We start from the raw sequence: 17252 nt of genomic DNA, 5'->3' as shown, positions 1-17252 counted from the left end.
CTCCTTATTTCTCATTTAAAAATGGCTTTTAATTTTTTTCGTCCGCGCGACAGCCGGTTGTATAAATTGCTGATGGTGGTCTCTTGTTTTTTAGCAATTTGCTTCAGCTCGACTTCCTGTAAGTAATACGCTTTAAACAGCTCGCGGTCTCCTTCACTTAAGTGACCTAAAAGTTCTTCCACGTCATTTGTTTGAACGTTATGAACTTCTGGTGTTTCACCAAATTCTGCTTCGCCAAGCGCTTCGTGCTGCGTTTTTATGTATTTTCGCTGATAGTCAATCGCTTTGTACTTTGCAACAGCCGCCACCCAGTTTTTAAACGTATTTTTCTCCGAATCAAAGCGGTGAATATGATGCCACACCGCTAACAACACGTCGTTTACACACTCTTCTTCATAGCTTTTTAACGTGCCTAGATGCTTGCGTACAATGGCCGTAATTAATCCTCCGTACTGATCGATTAACAGCTCTAATCCTTTTTCTTTTTTCTGCGTTATACACGCAACAATCCAGTCATCTTCCATGACATTGCTCCTTTCCGCTTGTTTTTACATCTATTAATACGAATTCTTTTTATAAAACCTATCAATCTTCCTAAATTAAATGAAAAATAAACTTGTTCAGCATTCCTCGCGCTGGTAAAATAAGCTAAAACCTTTGAAGGAGGCTGCTATGATTACCTATCCTTTTCTTACATCTAACCCAACCATCGGCATAACCGCACCTTCTTCTGGTGTACCTCAAGCTCTTCATTCCATGTTTTCTTTATCGTGTGAAAAGATGAAGGAAAAAGGCTTTTCTGTTATACCAGGAGAAACCGTTTGGACGCAGCATAAAGCAAAATCCGCTTCTCCTAAAAAACGTGCAAATGAGCTTCAAGCCATGATTACTGATGAAAACATTGATATCATTATCCCGCCTTGGGGAGGCGAGCTGCTGATTGAAATTCTTGAACATCTCGACTTTACGAAATGGAAAACAAAATGGGTGCTTGGTTACTCTGACACCAGCGTTCTTTTGCTGGCTATTACACTTAATACCGGGATTGCAACGGCTCATGGAACCAACTTTGTGGACTTGCGAGGAGAATACTGGGACCCAACAACTGTGATGTGGCAGCAGGTGCTGACGACCAAAAAAGGAGAAAGCGTGGTTCAAGTTTCTTCTGATCGCTATCAAAAAGAATGGCAACATGACAACCCGTCACCGTGCGTGTTTCATTTAACCGAACAAACCGCTTGGAAGCATACAGGATCAAGCGACGTGCACATCGAAGGGCGACTGCTCGGAGGATGTATTGACGTAATCAGACATTTAGCGGGCACTCCTTTTGGAGACGTAAAAGCTTTTCGAGAAAAACATATTCCTGCTGAGCCGGTCATTTGGTACTTTGACAACTGTGAACTCACGACCGCTGACCTTCGCCGTTCACTTCTTCAGCTTAAGTTAGCGGGCTGGTTTGATAACTGCTCAGGTATTTTATTTGGCAGAAGCAGCGCTAATGAACCTGTTGATTCCTACGCCGCTGCAGATGTGTATCATGACCTTGCCTCTGACTTACATATTCCAGTTGTCTATGACATCGACTGCGGCCACCTCCCGCCTCAGCTCACGCTTATTAACGGCGCGTATGCGAGTGTTAACGTAGAGAAGAACAAAGGCACAGTTGTCCAATACTTTACGTAAAAAAAGAAGCTTGTATAAAAGTAGTTTGATTGAAGGAAGATCCGAACGAACTTGATTCTTAATGGAGAATACAATTCGTTCGGGTTTTTTTATGGGTATAGTGAACGTAGGCTTGTTTCATATTTCATATATGTAGGTTTTTCTAGTGCTTGATTGGAGGGCAAGACGAAGACTCCTGCGGGAAAAGCGGGACAGGTGAGACCCCGCAGGAGCACACGCGACGAGGAGGCTCACTGCCCGCCCGCGGAAAGCAACGTCTTGCACGGAAATCAACAGCGCGTTATGTCTGAACCTTGTTTTACATATCTCTCATCAACACTAAAAACGAAGCAAACATGAAAAAAGTTGCACCAAGCCACGAGTGATAGTGCTCTTTTTGATTTCTGTCAAACTTCCATTCTTCGAAACCTCGAAGCACGTACAGGAGAAACAAGAAAAGAAACATAAAAACGGAGGTGTAGGCTGGCGGTATAACAAAGATCAGCACTAAAAACGAAGCAAGCATCACCATTTCAATTGTAATAAACAGCGGACGCCTTCCTTTAAAGCTTCTCCAATAACTTTTTGTCATCTTTGTATGCAGCTTTTTTCGCAGGCAAAAATCCATAAAGACATAGACGACTGCCAGAATCAACAAATACACAAGCGTCATTTTCATTCCTCCTTCCGACCAAAAATATCCTTATACTTCCATTTTAAAGAACTTTACACAAATTTCAAGCGTCTAAAAAATCTTTACACAACTTATTAGTGCAAGCATTCATATATTTAAAAATCGCTAATATATTGACTAATGTACAGGTTAAATTCTCTGTATAAACTCACCTAGAGGGGGACATCAAGTTATGAGAATAAAAGAAGTGAAGCAAGGTGCACTCGCAGCGCTGAAAAACCGCTGGGGATTTGCCGTACTGCTTACGTTCGTCACGTATCTAATTGCTGCCGGTATTCCAGGACTTATTGACTTTTTAATCAACGGATTTCCAAGCGGGTCTGAAACCGAATACTCTCAGTCTACCTTAGCTAATATTGTATCCCTGCTGCTCGTACCGCTCTTTTTCTCTTACTACTGGGTGCTATTGCGTCTGGTGCGAGGAGAAAGTGTACGTGTAGGAAACGTGTTTGATTCGTTTTCATCTGCAGGATTATACTTTAGAACACTCGGACTTTACTTGTTAACGATTATTTATACCGTGCTATGGAGTATTTTATTAATCATTCCTGGCATCATCAAAAGTCTTGCCTATTCACAGGCTTACTACGTATTCCGCGATAACCCAGATTATTCGGTCAACCAGTCCATTACTGAAAGCAGACGGTTAATGAACGGCTACAAGTGGACCTACTTTTTACTGATTTTAAGCTTTATCGGCTGGGGCATTTTAAGTATGATTACGCTTGGTATCGGGTTATTATGGCTCGTTCCGTATGTAACGACTTCGCTTGGCGTATTTTATGAAAAGCTAAAAGCAAATGAAGCAGAAGTTGCTGAATAAACGAAAAACCGTATTCGAGTTGCGAATACGGTTTTTTTATGGATAGCTTTACGCCGCCTGGTCTCCTCCATCAGAGGGCTTAAACTTTTGATTCTTCGCTTTTTTATTCACTAAATAAATACTGATAATAATAAGCACCAGCCCTACAAGAAGTGACGACGTAAACGGTTCGTCTAAAAAGAGCGTGCCAATGACAATTGAAATGATTGGAACAAGAAAATTAAACGACGCTACTTTGCTGGCCTCTCCTTTACTGATTAAATAAAAATAAATGAGCCACGCAACGGCAACAGAAAACAGTGCTAAAAATAAAAGCAGCAGCATAGATGATGAATTCCACACCATATGAGACCATCCTTCCACTTTGCTGCCAGCTGCTGTCATAACCACTCCGCCGACAAGACTTTGAACGGTAATAAGCCAAATGCCATCTACACTGTCGCTAATACGCTTGATATAAACGGTTCCAATCGCCCAGCTCAGTGCCGTAAGGACAGCTAAAAGAATTCCAACGGCTGAAGCATTAGCAGATAATTCTCCCGTGCTGATGGTAGCTACACCTACAAAGCCAAGAAGCAAGCCCCCTATCTTCACAGCGTTCATGCTTTCTCCAATCCACAGCCATGCAATGATGCCGATGAGCACCGGCTGCAAGTAGACAATAACGCTGAAGACCCCTGCTGGCATAAACATAAGTCCAATCGTTTGCAGACCGTAGAATAAGATTGAATTAAATAGACCTGACACCATATATTTACGCCAGTTTTGCTTCCAGTGAAGCTGTTTATATCTTGGCAGTGCGACCGCTAATAGGATGATTCCCGCACTTAATGACCGCAGTCCAGATAACAAAATAGGCGATGAATAGCTAAGCGCCAGCTTCGACATCGGCCACGTTAATCCCCAAATCAGTACAAGAGCAGCTAAAAGAATTCCATTAATAAAAGATGATGACTGTTTCATACAACAACCACTCCTACATATATGAATGTAAATGATTCACGCGTTCATTCCTCCTTGTATACTACGCTTCTTTTTTACTCACTTCAACTGGATGCTTTTGATGTAATTTATGTATAGCAGTTATAGTAACTGAGTTTCTTTTATGACAGCGTATCTTTCTTCTCTATATGTTCATTTAGAAAAAAATAAAGTGCATCGCTAGTAGCGATATCATTTTTTACCTATAGCTTTTATACATCCTAAAAGCCTTGAAGCCATTCAGCTGCTGGGTTTCTGCTCCCTTTTTTCATTTAGCTTACATATTTTCTAATAAATCTATGAATCTCCTAAACATTTCTACCTAGATAAATTGTCAGAATTATTACAGAGAAGGTGACAATTCTACTTATATCGCTCTTTAATATTAAAACTATGTTACAAAATGTCGTAATTTGGAATTAGATGTTTACTTTTCCTGTCAGGATTGATAGACTCACAGTTGTGAATAAAACAAGTTATGGAAAGGGAGAAAGAACATGCTAAAGAAAGCAAATCGTACAGTTATGAATATGGGGTTAGCAGCATTACTTGTTCCCGCTGCCCTAACATTTAGCACAACTTCAGCAAGTGCAAATGACGGAGGCGCTGCACCAGCACCCGTACAAGAAAAGGTAACGCCAAGCGTACCTCAACAACAAGCAACTACTACTAATCAAAAAGTCATCGTAAACGTGAGTGCGTTAAATATTCGTCAAGGAGCTAGCTTTTCATCTCCAGTCGTTGGAACTGCAACACAAGGTCAAGAGTTTGCTATTTTAAAAGAAGCAAACGGCTTAGTTGAAATTGCACCAAACAAATGGATTTCAAAAAGCTCAAGCTATGTAACAATTGCATCAGGCAAACCAAGCGCAAGCCAAGTAAAAGGTGTAAGCACATCAACTCCTTCTACTTCTACAGCATCTGCATCTACATCTGCATCTACATCTGCATCTGCAGCACAAGAAACAAGCACACCAGCACCGGCTCCAACAACAAGCACGGCTTCTGGAAGCACAGTAAATGTTGCACGTAGTTTAGTAGGATCACCTTACCAATGGGCAGGAAACACACCAAGCGGATTTGACTGCTCAGGCTTTATCGCATACGTGTTCAACCATAGCGGTCACAGCATTTCACGTACAAGCGTAGCCAACTATTGGAACATGGCGACAAAAATTTCGTCTCCGCAACCAGGCGATCTAGTATTCTTCCAAAACACATACACAAGCGGACCATCTCACATGGGAATCTACATCGGAAACGGCCAAATGATTCATGCTGGTTCACACGGTGTAGCTGTAGCTGACCTAGATGTTTCTTACTATCAAGATCATTTCTTAGGATACGGACGCTTCTAAGAAAAAAATGCCCTCTAATCGTTAGATACGTTCTAACGATTAGAGGGCATTTACTTTTTATCGCTGCGCGACGGAAAGCGCCTTTTCAATGCGCGTTTGAAATTTATTTTTCCAGTCTTCAGCTAGCTCAGCCACTTCTAAAGCCCGCTTCATCCCTTCTACATCTTTTGAATGATGGAAATATAAATCAAGCGTAAACCAAACGGATACTTGGTTTGGATGAGCTTCAATCAATTTTACTTCCGCATCTTGCGTAATTGTACCTTCTTTCAGCACGCGGCAAAGATAGCCGGTATAGCTTGTCTCAATCATTCGTTTTAAAAGACCTTTAACGCCCGTTCGCTTTGTAATCGTGTCGCATGGATTTCGCCCTTGCGTCACTTGAATAACGGCGTCTCCCACTTGATAAATGTCTCCAATGCATACGTCTTTTTCAACCATGCCTGATAGGACAAGATTTTCTCCAAACGCAGACATCGGCAGCTCCGTATCAAACTCTTCGTTCCATTTTTTATAGTGCTCATACGGATACACGCACACCGCACGATCCGGTCCGCCGTGATACTTTAAATTCGCAACGCCGTCGCCTTGAAACCCTTCTTTTGCTAAAAACGTTTCGTCTACTTGCTTCTTGCATATGCCTGTGCGCATTTCTTTGTCAGGACTGTATGCCATTTGTTCAGGCATTCCGGTTGCTAAATGGATCAGCTTTCTCTCGGGTGTCGTCATTATGTTTACACCTCTTTTATCATTTTTACTAGTTTACCACAATCATAGCCTTATTTGCGCGATGTGCTAGTTAGCTCTCTTAGCGGTTTCCACTTTAGCCCCAGTGCATAATTAATAGCCGTAGCTGCTACAAATCCAAGCACCACGCCTGAAACGGTGGGCATAAATAAAGATGGAAGTACTGCTACGCAAGCTAGTGTTACCACAAAATTTCCGGTATATGACCATTTTGGATTCTTTGAAAAAAATGTTTGAATCGTATTCATCGTTAACTCCTTTATACAATTGCTTTATAATCCCTCATGAATATTCTACCATTAAAAAGGAAAAATTTCTCTTAAACAGCGTATGATAAGTGATTTTGTCTCTTTTTTACTTCTCATGCTGGAATTCCAAGAATCGGAAGTATCATAAATTTTTAAAAATATTTCACAATTATATTAAAAATATCTTCATTTCCCCTTTTTCTTTTGTTCGAAATGATTTAAGATAGTAGAGGCTGTCGAAATATAAGTTATTATGTCAGCTCTGCATGTTTCTTTACATAATAGCACATAGTAAATATTATTTTACAATTACGTCATTTTTTACAATGGCCTAAAAAATTTTGCCCATTTTTAACAAAAATGGCGTAAAAGTTCCGTTTTTGTATAAAATAGAGGCCGATTTACATAGTCATTTCTATGCACGTCCCTCTTTTATAAATATAGAATACATGTAAGGAGAAAAGTAAATGTCAATTTTAATGGGAATTATCGGGATTGTAATTATCTTAGCAGTTGCATTCCTCATGTCGAACGACAGAAAACTTATCAACTATAAAGGCATCGCAGTTATGCTGGTTATCCAGCTTGCTATCTCTGCTTTTATGATGAATACATCGATTGGTCGCAAGGTGCTTGACTTTATCACAAGTGTATTTACAAAGATCTTATCATTTGGTAACGACGGAATTTCGTTCGTGTTTGGAGATCTTGCAGGAAAAGGCATTTTCTTTATCCAAACGTTAGTTATGATTGTATTCGTTTCAGCATTATTAAGTATTTTAAACTACTCTCGTATTTTACCCTTTGGGATCAAATATATCGGAGGACTTGTTTCAAAAATTACCGGACTTCCCCAAATTGAAAGCTTCACAGCCGTGAACGCAATGATTTTTGGTGATACAACGGCGCTAATTGCGGTGAAAAACCACATCGGAGGTTTAACACCAAACCGTTTATTTATCGTTACAACAACATCATTAGTATCGGTTTCTTGTTCAATTCTAGGCGCATACATGCAGATGATTCCGGCGGAATACGTATTAATTGCCCTTCCGCTAAACGTATTTTCTGGCTTAATCGTTTCTTCTATCGTTGCACCTGTAAAAGTAGAAGATGAAAACGAAGTCGATATCAAAGCACCTGCTAAGCAAGGCACGCTGTTTGAAGCAATCGGTGACGGAGCACTAGACGGCGGACGCGTTGCGTTAATCGTAGCAGCGATGCTTGTAACGTACGTTGGTCTTTTAGCATTAGTGAACTACGTATTAAACGGCGTAATCGGATTAACTGTTCAAGACATTTTAGGCTATATCTTCTACCCAATTGCCTTTATCATGGGTATTCCGGCAGATGAACTAATGAGAGCCGGCGGCGTAATGGGAACAAAAGTAGTAGCAAACGAATTCGTTGCCATGCTTGACTTCCAAAAAATGATGCCTCACCTTTCTGAAAAAACGGTCGGTATCGTATCAGCTTACTTAATCTCATTTGCAAACTTCAGCTCAATCGGGATTGTTCTTGGTACGATCCAGGCAATCAACGGCGAACAAGCCTCACGCGTTGCGAAATTCGGCTTGAAGATGCTGTTAGTCGCTACAATGGGATCGATTTTAACAGGTATTATGGTTGGATTGTTTATTTAATAGAAAAGCACTCACCAAAGTGAGTGCTTTTTTGTAATGACCCGTCCGGGATTCGAACCCGTGTTATCTTTTTAAAAGGATAATTTCTTGACCACTTGGCCAACGGACCAGATAAAATTATAAAATGGCAGAGAAGAAGGGATTCGAACCCTCGCATCGCGTTAACGATCTACTCCCTTAGCAGGGGAGCCCCTTGAGCCACTTGGGTACTTCTCTGTATGGATCTCCCACTGAGATACTGTGGAATAATAGTAGGCCTAAGTGGACTTGAACCACCGACCTCACACTTATCAGACTTGGGCTCTACCAAAATGAGCTACTTCCCGTTTATGGCGCGCCCGAGAGGAGTCGAACCCCTAACCTTTTGATCCGTAGTCAAACGCTCTATCCAATTGAGCTACGGGCGCTTCCTAAAATGATGCGGATGAAGGGACTTGAACCCCCACGTCATAAGACACTAGATCCTAAGTCTAGCGCGTCTGCCAATTCCGCCACATCCGCATGTGAAACATGGTTGCGGGGACAGGATTTGAACCTGCGACCTTCGGGTTATGAGCCCGACGAGCTACCGAACTGCTCCACCCCGCGATAATAACAAAGATATAATGGAAGAGGAAGAGGGATTCGAACCCCCGCGGGCTTTGACACCCCTGTCGGTTTTCAAGACCGATCCCTTCAGCCAGACTTGGGTATTCCTCCATATTTCAGGTTCGATGGTGGACCTTGTAGGACTCGAACCTACGACCGGACGGTTATGAGCCGTCTGCTCTAACCAGCTGAGCTAAAGGTCCTTTCTAAGTTCTCTATTAGAATGTGGAAAGGGCAACCGGATTTGACCGGTGATAAAGGTATTGCACACCTTGACCTTACCACGTAGCTATGCCACCAATAAGTATAGAAAGAATTTACAGTAAGTCGCGTTTATTCGTATGCTACCCGATCCTTATGAAACATGTACTAGTAATTTAATAATTAATATCTGTTTCGCTACCAACAAAAATTATTTTACCTTATAATTTCGTAGAAGTCAACATCTATGTAAGTTGTGTTTTAATACTTAATTTTGCAATTATTAAGTAGGAACATACACCTAAATAAAAAAACTCTGTAACAAGAATCATGATTCTTGTTACAGAGCTTATTTTTATAAAAAGGTTTGCGTAATCGCATTTTCTAAATCTCTTGTAGAAGATTTTAGGTATCGTTTTGTAACATTCACATCAGAATGGCCTGCTAGTTCGGCAACTGTTGCAATATCTATCCCTTTCTTAACTAACTCATGACAGAAAGTGTGGCGTAATTTATGAGGATTTACATTATATTTTTTTAACATGTACTGAACCGTACGTGCAGACATTCTTCTATCAAAATTAGAGACAAATAAAGCTTCATGATTAGAATCAAGTGAATCAATATACTTCTTTAAACTATTTCTTGCTTCTGTAGAAAGAGGAACAAGTCGCTTTTTAGACCCTTTAGCATTACGGATAATTAAAAAACCGTCAGATTTGTTAATCTTTACGTCTTTATGATTCAAAGCACAAATTTCTGATACTCGAACCCCTGTATGTAATAAAGTATATACAATAGCAATATCACGAAGGTTTCCCTGTTGCTTTACTTCAGATAAAAGACGGTCAAGCTCACTTGCTTCTAATGACTGTGGTACAACCTCGTTATTTTTCTCTTTTCGTTTACGTTCAATATTTTGAACAATTTCTGGTTTTTCAAGAAAGCGTGCAAAAACGCTAATTGTTACAAAAGCTTTTTCTATAGTCGACGCACTTTTATTATTAGATTCAAGGTTAATCATATAAGTTTGGACATTATTTTTTGTTACTTGCTCTAAATGTCTACCTTCACTTAGAAGCCATTCATGAAATTGGTTTAGCACTGCTCGATAGGTTTTAATCGTATTATCAGATTTGCCTGACTCTATTAACCATTGGCTAAAGTCATCAATCAATGGAATAACTTCTAGGCTATTTTTTTCCACTCTAAATCCTCCTACATATACTAATAAATTACATAAAACATAACATTTAATTTCGTAGAAATCAATTTACACGAAATTAATATACAAAAAAACAGCCCATCATTGATATGATGGGCTGTTTTTTTGCCTGACAACGTCCTACTCTCACAAGGACAAAGTCCCCACTACCATTGGCGCTAGAGAACTTAACTTCCGTGTTCGATATGGGAACGGGTGTGACCTCTCTGCTATTGCCACCAGACTTATTAAAGATAGTTTTCTTAACACTAAATAAAAATTGCTAAGTAAAAACACCGTGCACCCGTCATTGACATGATCAAATAAGCGTTACTTGTACAGTTAGCTCGACCGGGTTGTGCTGCAACACACAGAAGAATCTACTTATGGCTGCTTCCTTCCGGACCTGACCATGTTCATAGGTTTCTGTTGTGCAGGACCTAGTTGTCAACACCACTTGTCCAAGTCAGACCTTACCTGACTCATACCTCTGTTAGGAATTAAACCCTGCTAAGGCGGATTGCAGGTTACAGGGCACCGCCATCTCCCCGTCTAGCACGGTATGTATAGTTAAGGGATTCCCACCTATGTCGTCCTCCCAATCTGTTTTGTGAACCCGCGATCTCGCAGGTCGGTTTCCGCATATTAACGTTTCAGCGATCCTGTGTCAAAGACAGGCATGGCATCAGTCAACAAATGTAGGAATCCCAAATAAACAGTACGGTTCAAAACAAATAGGGCATAACGTGCATCGTAGGATAAGTATTTAATGTGTTTATTGATGATATAGATTATCCTACAATAAAATTTCGTAGAAGTCAACATAAACGAAAAAATGACTCCTAGCCCTCAATGTTTTCTTATTTGCTTGATTTACTGTTGTTGGGAAGGAATTTCTTTGAAAGATCGAAGTTATAAGGAGTCGTGTTTCATTATATTGAGTCCTCCATTTAAAAGTAAAGTTCATTACGGTTAGATTTTTATACATCCTTGATCTAACACTACTTTTCTAACGTGGTTATTTTTTCTTCTCATCTTCTCTCCATAAAAATGAGAGAAAAATAAAAAAAGCCTACATAAAACGGCTTTTTTATTCTAAGAGTAAATTATTGTTCTGTTAGTTCAGTTATAGAAACACTTTGCTTATTATTTGGTTCATCCAGGTTATGAATTGTAGCTACCCCATTGTGTTGGTCTACATGCTCAATGTAAATACTTTTCCCGTTATATATTACATTGGCCATGTCCACTGAATCGGCAATTTCTTGTGCTCTTTGTGCATCCACCTTTATCTAGCCTCCTTTTTATTTATGACAGTGAAAGTATTTGTTTTTAATTAATTTTTATGCATTTAATTCCTCTATATAAAATCAATTTTAATTTTTTCAAATGAGACATTAAGCAGTAAAAAAGCTATCTCGTTCATAATTTGAGATAGCTTTTCATTTTATTATTCACTTTAATCTTCTTCTGGAATCTTAATTAAAATGGCTATAGCTATTGTTGCCAAAAATATAACCCCTAAAGTTAGCAATAGACTCGTACTCATATGCCTCATCTACCCTTCTCTCTTCATCCCTATGATTCCATTTTAGCAGAGGAAATTAGGTAATAAAACTGGAAATGATAGCGTTTTACTAAAAAATTATACATGTTAAAATAACGTAGTTGTTTTAACTCAACCAATGTATTCAATTTTTAGCTTGAGTAGAGCACGCTACCTCTTTCCTATTTTGGGTAGCCCTTTTTTTATCGTGATAAAATAAAATGTTGGTTTGGATTATATTTCTTCCTACCCTCGGTTTACATTCGTTATTTACGAATCTGTTCAATCTCTTCTTCTGTAAGCTCAGTTAATTCAGATATTATTTGATTATCCATACCTTTTTGCAGCATTCTTAACGCTACTCTCTTAATAGCTCTTTTTCCCCCTTGTTTTTCAGCTTTTTTTAATGTCAATTTTTCCTCTACTTGGAATTCCTGGTTTACTTCATAAGTCATTAACATTTGTGGATCCTCAGTTACACGTGCCCATTCATTCATCGCATTTTTCAACGTTTGATCTTTCTCCATTACAACTTCCTCCAAAAATGAGTAAAATCTTCATCTCTTGACATATTAAACAACAGTAATTGTTTTACTAATTATGTGTCCTTTTTACGATCCTATTCTCACCTATTCCAAAATCAAATTAATCCCATAAAGCTTGTCCGTCCACCCTAAAACTCAAAAAGAATAATTACTGCATTAGGTAAGACGTAGGTAGTAATGTAAGATGTGCTCGGTTGTTTATATGCTGGGGTTCCCCTAGCGGCAAATAGGGCTTCAATTCAGAAACAACTAACAAATTTTTTATTTAATTTATATGTTTTTTCTTATAGTTGCACATATTAAAAACAATACTAGATGAAAGCGAGATGAGATAAGTAATGTCAAAACAAGGGATACAGAAAAAGAATCAAACAAGAGAGCAAGTAGAGAAGCAAGATAAAAGAAATGATGTTGAATTAGGCAATGAATTTCAAACTGGCAACACAAGTTCCCAGAGCCAGAAAAAAAGTGGACGCCAAGTAAATAAAAAATAAATTTAACCTTTCGAGGATAATAAGAAACCTCAGTTCAAATGTATGACTTGAACTGAGGTTTCTTTTATAGAGTGAAGAAGACTTATATGAAAAACAGGCACTAAGCTAAAGAGAATTTGAATTCTATTATGAAAACAGAATTCAAATAAAAAGAAAGTATTTCACATTAGATAATCGTTAAGTATTATAACAAAATAAAAAAGTGTAGCTTAACATAACCATTCTTTCCGAAACTTATAATAAAAACATTTTTTTATGAATACGGTATTATCTTATATCTCTTGCTATATTTATCCTCAAATTTTCTAACCTGATTTTCTGTATAAAAATGTGCTACTTTATACCCGTCGTTATTATAGGCTTCTGCGATTCTAAGAGGTTGTTTAACATCTTTTTTTTGGATAGTAAGTCGGCATTATGCTCGATATACGATTATAAGTCAGAACACCTGTATTTTTGCTTTTTTCACGATTTAATTGAAGAAAAAATTGCGCACTATAAAAAATTAGAGACAGTGGAAAACCAACAATCTTAATAAATATAAAAAAGAACTTGAAACACATTTTTCAAGTTCTTTTCATAGTACCTAGGCTAACATCAAACAGAAGGTGCTGGATTTATATATTTAATAGAGACCCACCTAATACTCTATCTATAACTTCTTGACTAGATGTATGACGCTTAACAGCCTGTAGATGTAAATATCGATCTCCATATGGAAAATCTGAACTAAATTAACGTTCTCTGAGGTATTTCTTTTATAGCCAAAGACAAGGCGTATATTGTATAAAATGGGTTTTGCTATAGGACTAATATAAAATGATGTCTAGTTATTGTATTATTACTGCTAGGCTGTTTATACACTAGTAATTTCTATTTCTTCAATATTTGGCAGTGCTTCAATTGCTCCTATCTTTGTACATACCAGCGCTCCAACTCGGTTTGCAAATGCAATAATGTCGAGTAACTGCTCGAAATCATTTTTAATGGATTTGATATTCTGTGTATTAGCTAATTTGAACAACGTTGCACCTACAAAAGCATCCCCAGCTCCTGTAGAGTCAATTGACTTAATAGGAATACTCTTCACTAGTTCTTTTTTTCTACTATTAGATATCAATGTTCCCCTTTTTCCAAGAGTAACTGCTACAATTTTAGCTCCCATTTTATGTAGGGTATCAACACCTACTTCATGATTCTTAATGCCTGTGATAATCTCTAATTCTTCATCACTTACTTTTACAAAATCACTTAAAGCAATAGCTTTCTTTGCGATTGAGATGAAATCAATTAATCTTCCTTTCCATAAATCTCTTCGATAGTTAGGATCAAAAGAAATAAACTTTCCTTCCTCTTTAGCACTAGAGATAAGGCTTAAATAAGTTTCACGGAATGGAGAAGTTAACATTGCCGTAGCTGAACCAAAATGAAGGATTTCAGCTTTATTTATTTCATTTAGGTTAATGTCCTCCATTGTCATTAAAGCGTCAGCTCCCCTATGAAATACAAAGTCTCGCTCACCATTTTCTTGTAGGGACACAAAAGCTAGGGTAGTTGCTACCTTTTCATCCCAAGCAAGCATCGAAGTATCTACGTTTAATGAATTTAAGGTTTCTTCTAAAAAGTAGCCAAATGGGTCTTTACCTACTTTACCACTAAATGATGCATTACCCCCTAGTTTTGCTATGGTTGCGCATACATTTGCTGGTGCTCCACCGGCATTTTTTAAAAATTGGCGTCCCTCTATTAAATTGGAATTAATATTGCTACAAAAGAAATCAATTAATAATTCTCCTACACAAACAACTGGAGCATTTTCACTTATGCTATTTTGCACTTATATCACACTCATTTACTTAGATTTTTTCTCTAAATCCAAAATCATTTTATTATATATTTTTTCAGTTAAAGGATAAAAGCAGATTATTAATACAGAAAATAAAATGAAAATTCCTGGCACTAGAGCATTCATATTTTTTATAGCATTTAAGGAAGCTACGGTTTGTTCTGCATTAGCTACATAGCCTGCTATCCCCAAATAGATGGCTGAGAATGATCCAGCAAGTGCAACCCCTAACTTATTAGTAAAACTCATTAAGGAAATAACAACACCATCTGCTCGAACTCCAGTTTTCCATTCAGCATAATCTACACAATCGGCAACCATCCCCCAAGCTAGTGTGTTTAGTGGAGTAGTAAAGAATCCCGAAGCAAACAGCCAAAATAAAATTAAAGCAATTGAATCAAAAGAAGTAAATTGGAGTCCTATATATGAAATAAGAGATACTGTAGCTGATACAATCATTACACTCTTTCTACCCCATTTATCAGAGAATAAAGGAATAAATAAGTTACTAATTAGCGCAGCTCCAAAAAATAAAACAGTGCCCCAAAATACTAATTCCTTTTGATGAACATTGTAAGTAAAATAGTAAACCATTGTACTAAGTTTAATATTAAAGCCAATAGCAAATGCCAAGAAAGACGAAACTAGTACTAGTAGTGGTTTGTTTTTAAACAAAACAGATAAAGTTACTTTAAGTCCATGTTTTTTGCTCTTTTTAGGAGCAATGCGCTCGCGTACTGTAAAGAAGCTAAACAGATTTAAAATTATACTTACAGCAGCATAGACTAGAGCAGTCATCTGAAATCCAAATTCTTGATTTTTGCCTCCAATAGCTGTTACAAGAGGGGTTGCGCATGAAATGGAAAGGAGGATTCCTACATAAACCAATATCATACGAGTAGTTGTTAAAACTGTGCGTTCCTGAACATTATTAGTAATTCGTCCTGTTAAGCTATTAACTGGAATCGTTTGCATACTAAACGTCATCCCTAATAAGATATAGGTAATATACATATATATAATATTTCCAGTTGACCCTAAGTGAGGGTTGGTAAAACATAGGATAGTGAAGAAAGCAAAAGGAAGTGAGACCCATAACAAATATGGTCTTGCTTTTCCCCAACGTGTATTAGTTTTATCTAAAATAACTCCCATTATAGGGTCGCAAATAGCATCTAGAACTCGTACTACTAAAAATAGCGTTGCAACAGCTGCAGGATGGATACCTCCGACATCAGTATAATAAAAAAGTAGATAGGCATTAACGAATTGAAAAACAATATTATATGCCATGTCTCCCGATCCATATCCAAACCGTTCTAACCAGGATAACCTAGGAATAGAATTAGGTTTACCTTTACTTTCAGCCTCTAATATTTGTGATTGTTCTGCGTTTAACATAGGTAATACCTCCAGAATGCGTTTTCAAAAATATGTTAAGAAAGCTAGTAGAGAGTCCGTATTATAAACATTTACCTTAAAGAAAAAACAGATGCGGTTTAGTTGCAAATGTCCTATTTTAACTCCCCATCTGAAAATTAAAAGTTCAAGAATCTCGTCATAAATATCAACTAGAAATCTAGCTTTCAAGTATAATGTTTTTATTCGTTTGGATACACTATAATTTTTAAACATTCGTTTTTAAAATTTAGTGCTCTCTCCATCGCTTCACGTGTGCCGGCTAACGGATATCTATCTGTTACAAGATTCTTTGTGTCAATTGCACCGGAAGTAAGAAATTTAATTCCTTTTGGATAAGTGTTGGCATAGCGGAAAATACCATATATATCAATCTCATTATCAGCAATAAATGGTACATCGAGTGGAATATCGCTTTGAGAAGGTAAACCTACGATTGCTAATTTCCCACCACGACGAATTGAAGATAGTGAAGATTGTAATGCTTTTGGATTCCCTGCAGTCTCCCATGCAACGTCAACGCCTATGTTATCAGTAATATTTTTAATTTCATTAAGAGGATCTTTCTCTCTAATATTAATAACATGAGTTGCCCCCATTCGTTTTGCTGCCTCAAGACGCAATGGTTCTAAGTCTGTTGCTATTATTGTACTTGCTCCAAATGCTTTCGCTGCTGCTACAGCCATTAACCCTACCGGCCCCATTCCCATAATCGCAATCGTTGACCCAGGCTGAAGTTTTGTTCTCGTCGCTGCATGGATACCAACTGAAAAAGGCTCTATTAAGGCAGCATCTTCATAGGAAAGGGAATCCGGGATTAAAAAGACAAAATCCTGACGCATTTTTATATATTGAACAAAGGCACCATCAACTGGTGGTGTTGCTAAGAATTGAACATCTGGACAAAGGTTGTACCTTCCCTCTTTGCATGCTTCACAATGTCCACAGGTTACTCCTGGTTCAACGGCTACGCGATCCCCTACTCTAAATCTTTCAACAGTTGATCCAATAGCTACAACCTCACCTGAGCACTCATGTCCAAGGATAAATGGTTTTTCTACTTTGTATTTACCAATTCTACCCTGGGTATAATAATGTAAGTCTGAGCCACAAATTCCTACAGCCATTACTTTAATTAAAACTTCATTTTCATCAATTTGTGGTATAGGCAATGTTTCAATACTGATTTCTCTTGTGCCGTGCATGACAGCTGCTTTCATAGTTTTAGGTAAGTTGTTATTCATCAATAA

The 17252-nt window shown here is 38.0% G+C and carries 17 protein-coding genes, 7 tRNA genes, 1 rRNA gene and 2 other RNA genes; 6 read left to right on the top strand and 21 right to left on the bottom strand.

Annotated features, from left to right (window positions below):
• Nucleotides 1-11: 11 nt before the first annotated feature.
• Nucleotides 12-524: a sigma-70 family RNA polymerase sigma factor gene (locus MMB69_RS06820; RefSeq protein ID WP_277447433.1), complete on the bottom strand. Its 513-nt coding sequence runs from the start codon at nt 522-524 to the stop codon at nt 12-14.
• Between the two features lie 148 nt (nt 525-672).
• On the opposite strand from MMB69_RS06820, the gene MMB69_RS06815 reads away from it, so the two are divergent.
• Entirely contained in the window at nt 673-1686 is a 1014-nt protein-coding gene (locus MMB69_RS06815) for a S66 family peptidase (protein WP_277447432.1), read from the top strand.
• Between the two features lie 149 nt (nt 1687-1835).
• The gene (locus MMB69_RS06810; protein ID WP_277447431.1) at nt 1836-1976 is read left to right on the top strand and encodes a hypothetical protein; all 141 of its coding nucleotides are present in this window, start codon (nt 1836-1838) and stop codon (nt 1974-1976) included.
• An 8-nt stretch (nt 1977-1984) separates the two neighbouring features.
• On the opposite strand, the gene MMB69_RS06805 is transcribed toward MMB69_RS06810, so the two are convergent.
• Nucleotides 1985-2338: a DUF4181 domain-containing protein gene (locus MMB69_RS06805; RefSeq protein WP_277447430.1), complete on the bottom strand. Its 354-nt coding sequence runs from the start codon at nt 2336-2338 to the stop codon at nt 1985-1987.
• A 193-nt stretch (nt 2339-2531) separates the two neighbouring features.
• Here MMB69_RS06805 and MMB69_RS06800 point away from each other — a divergent pair, with 193 nt between their 5' ends.
• A complete protein-coding gene (locus tag MMB69_RS06800) occupies nt 2532-3182 on the top strand; it encodes a DUF975 family protein (RefSeq protein WP_221812772.1) in 651 nt (216 codons plus the stop codon).
• Nucleotides 3183-3230: 48 nt separating this feature from the next.
• Here the strand turns inward: MMB69_RS06800 and MMB69_RS06795 are convergent, their stop codons facing one another.
• Nucleotides 3231-4145 (bottom strand): DMT family transporter, encoded by a 915-nt coding sequence (locus tag MMB69_RS06795; RefSeq protein ID WP_277447428.1) that lies wholly within the window; start codon nt 4143-4145, stop codon nt 3231-3233.
• 515 nt (nt 4146-4660) lie between these two features.
• On the opposite strand from MMB69_RS06795, the gene MMB69_RS06790 reads away from it, so the two are divergent.
• Nucleotides 4661-5521, top strand: a complete 861-nt coding sequence (locus MMB69_RS06790; RefSeq protein ID WP_277447427.1) for a C40 family peptidase — start codon at nt 4661-4663, stop codon at nt 5519-5521.
• A 57-nt stretch (nt 5522-5578) separates the two neighbouring features.
• Here MMB69_RS06790 and MMB69_RS06785 read toward each other — a convergent pair whose 3' ends face one another.
• Nucleotides 5579-6250, bottom strand: coding sequence for an MOSC domain-containing protein (locus MMB69_RS06785; RefSeq protein ID WP_221812775.1), 672 nt, complete (start codon nt 6248-6250; stop codon nt 5579-5581).
• A gap of 50 nt (nt 6251-6300) precedes the next feature.
• Nucleotides 6301-6516, bottom strand: coding sequence for a hypothetical protein (locus tag MMB69_RS06780; protein ID WP_277447426.1), 216 nt, complete (start codon nt 6514-6516; stop codon nt 6301-6303).
• 467 nt (nt 6517-6983) lie between these two features.
• Between MMB69_RS06780 and MMB69_RS06775 the strand changes: the two genes are divergently transcribed.
• Nucleotides 6984-8159, top strand: a complete 1176-nt coding sequence (locus MMB69_RS06775) for a NupC/NupG family nucleoside CNT transporter (protein ID WP_025750788.1) — start codon at nt 6984-6986, stop codon at nt 8157-8159.
• A 125-nt stretch (nt 8160-8284) separates the two neighbouring features.
• Here the strand turns inward: MMB69_RS06775 and MMB69_RS06770 are convergent.
• From MMB69_RS06770 to MMB69_RS06710, 13 genes are all read right to left on the bottom strand, one after another.
• Nucleotides 8285-8375, bottom strand: a tRNA-Ser gene (locus tag MMB69_RS06770).
• Nucleotides 8376-8489: 114 nt separating this feature from the next.
• Nucleotides 8490-8566, bottom strand: a tRNA-Arg gene (locus MMB69_RS06765).
• Nucleotides 8567-8578: 12 nt separating this feature from the next.
• Nucleotides 8579-8660 (bottom strand) — tRNA-Leu (locus MMB69_RS06760).
• Between the two features lie 10 nt (nt 8661-8670).
• Nucleotides 8671-8747, bottom strand: a tRNA-Met gene (locus MMB69_RS06755).
• A gap of 18 nt (nt 8748-8765) precedes the next feature.
• Nucleotides 8766-8858 (bottom strand) — tRNA-Ser (locus MMB69_RS06750).
• 15 nt (nt 8859-8873) lie between these two features.
• A tRNA-Ile gene (locus tag MMB69_RS06745) sits at nt 8874-8950 on the bottom strand.
• A gap of 23 nt (nt 8951-8973) precedes the next feature.
• Nucleotides 8974-9046: transfer RNA gene (locus tag MMB69_RS06740), tRNA-Cys, on the bottom strand.
• Nucleotides 9047-9303: 257 nt separating this feature from the next.
• A complete protein-coding gene (locus MMB69_RS06735; RefSeq protein ID WP_269871529.1) occupies nt 9304-10155 on the bottom strand; it encodes a tyrosine-type recombinase/integrase in 852 nt (283 codons plus the stop codon).
• A gap of 125 nt (nt 10156-10280) precedes the next feature.
• Nucleotides 10281-10396: ribosomal RNA gene (gene rrf / locus MMB69_RS06730) — 5S ribosomal RNA — on the bottom strand.
• 52 nt (nt 10397-10448) lie between these two features.
• An RNA gene (gene ffs / locus MMB69_RS06725) (signal recognition particle sRNA large type) lies at nt 10449-10713 on the bottom strand.
• A 13-nt stretch (nt 10714-10726) separates the two neighbouring features.
• A non-coding RNA gene (ssrS, locus tag MMB69_RS06720) (6S RNA) lies at nt 10727-10915 on the bottom strand.
• 343 nt (nt 10916-11258) lie between these two features.
• Nucleotides 11259-11438 carry a small acid-soluble spore protein H gene (locus tag MMB69_RS06715; RefSeq protein ID WP_277447425.1) on the bottom strand — a complete coding sequence of 60 codons (180 nt, stop codon included), beginning with the start codon at nt 11436-11438 and terminating at the stop codon, nt 11259-11261.
• 526 nt (nt 11439-11964) lie between these two features.
• Nucleotides 11965-12225, bottom strand: coding sequence for a hypothetical protein (locus tag MMB69_RS06710; RefSeq protein ID WP_277447424.1), 261 nt, complete (start codon nt 12223-12225; stop codon nt 11965-11967).
• 356 nt (nt 12226-12581) lie between these two features.
• On the opposite strand from MMB69_RS06710, the gene MMB69_RS06705 reads away from it, so the two are divergent.
• On the top strand, nt 12582-12737 hold the full coding sequence (locus MMB69_RS06705; protein WP_013058266.1) for a hypothetical protein: 156 nt from the start codon (nt 12582-12584) through the stop codon (nt 12735-12737).
• Nucleotides 12738-13593: 856 nt separating this feature from the next.
• Here MMB69_RS06705 and MMB69_RS06700 read toward each other — a convergent pair.
• The 3 genes from MMB69_RS06700 to MMB69_RS06690 all read right to left on the bottom strand — a co-directional run bounded on the left by MMB69_RS06700 (nt 13594) and on the right by MMB69_RS06690 (nt 17246).
• Nucleotides 13594-14574 carry a carbohydrate kinase family protein gene (locus tag MMB69_RS06700; protein ID WP_277447423.1) on the bottom strand — a complete coding sequence of 327 codons (981 nt, stop codon included), beginning with the start codon at nt 14572-14574 and terminating at the stop codon, nt 13594-13596.
• A gap of 15 nt (nt 14575-14589) precedes the next feature.
• A complete protein-coding gene (locus MMB69_RS06695) occupies nt 14590-15984 on the bottom strand; it encodes an MFS transporter (RefSeq protein ID WP_221812780.1) in 1395 nt (464 codons plus the stop codon).
• 200 nt (nt 15985-16184) lie between these two features.
• On the bottom strand, nt 16185-17246 hold the full coding sequence (locus MMB69_RS06690) for an NAD(P)-dependent alcohol dehydrogenase (RefSeq protein ID WP_277447422.1): 1062 nt from the start codon (nt 17244-17246) through the stop codon (nt 16185-16187).
• Between the last annotated feature and the right edge of the window lie 6 nt (nt 17247-17252).

Origin of the sequence: Priestia sp. P5 (genome assembly GCF_029522155.1) — a bacterium.
GTDB lineage: Bacteria > Bacillota > Bacilli > Bacillales > Bacillaceae_H > Priestia > Priestia megaterium_E.
This window is presented reverse-complemented; position numbering and strand designations above follow the sequence as displayed.

What these genes read in the sequence shown, in the direction of transcription:
- MMB69_RS06820 (WP_277447433.1), bottom strand. Translation starts at nt 524, where the DNA reads ATGGAAGATGACTGGATTGTTGCGTGTATAACGCAGAAAAAAGAAAAA.
- MMB69_RS06815 (WP_277447432.1), top strand. Translation starts at nt 673, where the DNA reads ATGATTACCTATCCTTTTCTTACATCTAACCCAACCATCGGCATAACC.
- MMB69_RS06805 (WP_277447430.1), bottom strand. Translation starts at nt 2,338, where the DNA reads ATGACGCTTGTGTATTTGTTGATTCTGGCAGTCGTCTATGTCTTTATG.
- MMB69_RS06800 (WP_221812772.1), top strand. Translation starts at nt 2,532, where the DNA reads ATGAGAATAAAAGAAGTGAAGCAAGGTGCACTCGCAGCGCTGAAAAAC.
- MMB69_RS06795 (WP_277447428.1), bottom strand. Translation starts at nt 4,145, where the DNA reads ATGAAACAGTCATCATCTTTTATTAATGGAATTCTTTTAGCTGCTCTT.
- MMB69_RS06790 (WP_277447427.1), top strand. Translation starts at nt 4,661, where the DNA reads ATGCTAAAGAAAGCAAATCGTACAGTTATGAATATGGGGTTAGCAGCA.
- MMB69_RS06785 (WP_221812775.1), bottom strand. Translation starts at nt 6,250, where the DNA reads ATGACGACACCCGAGAGAAAGCTGATCCATTTAGCAACCGGAATGCCT.
- MMB69_RS06780 (WP_277447426.1), bottom strand. Translation starts at nt 6,516, where the DNA reads ATGAATACGATTCAAACATTTTTTTCAAAGAATCCAAAATGGTCATAT.
- MMB69_RS06775 (WP_025750788.1), top strand. Translation starts at nt 6,984, where the DNA reads ATGTCAATTTTAATGGGAATTATCGGGATTGTAATTATCTTAGCAGTT.
- MMB69_RS06710 (WP_277447424.1), bottom strand. Translation starts at nt 12,225, where the DNA reads ATGGAGAAAGATCAAACGTTGAAAAATGCGATGAATGAATGGGCACGT.
- MMB69_RS06705 (WP_013058266.1), top strand. Translation starts at nt 12,582, where the DNA reads ATGTCAAAACAAGGGATACAGAAAAAGAATCAAACAAGAGAGCAAGTA.
- MMB69_RS06695 (WP_221812780.1), bottom strand. Translation starts at nt 15,984, where the DNA reads ATGTTAAACGCAGAACAATCACAAATATTAGAGGCTGAAAGTAAAGGT.
- MMB69_RS06690 (WP_277447422.1), bottom strand. Translation starts at nt 17,246, where the DNA reads ATGAATAACAACTTACCTAAAACTATGAAAGCAGCTGTCATGCACGGC.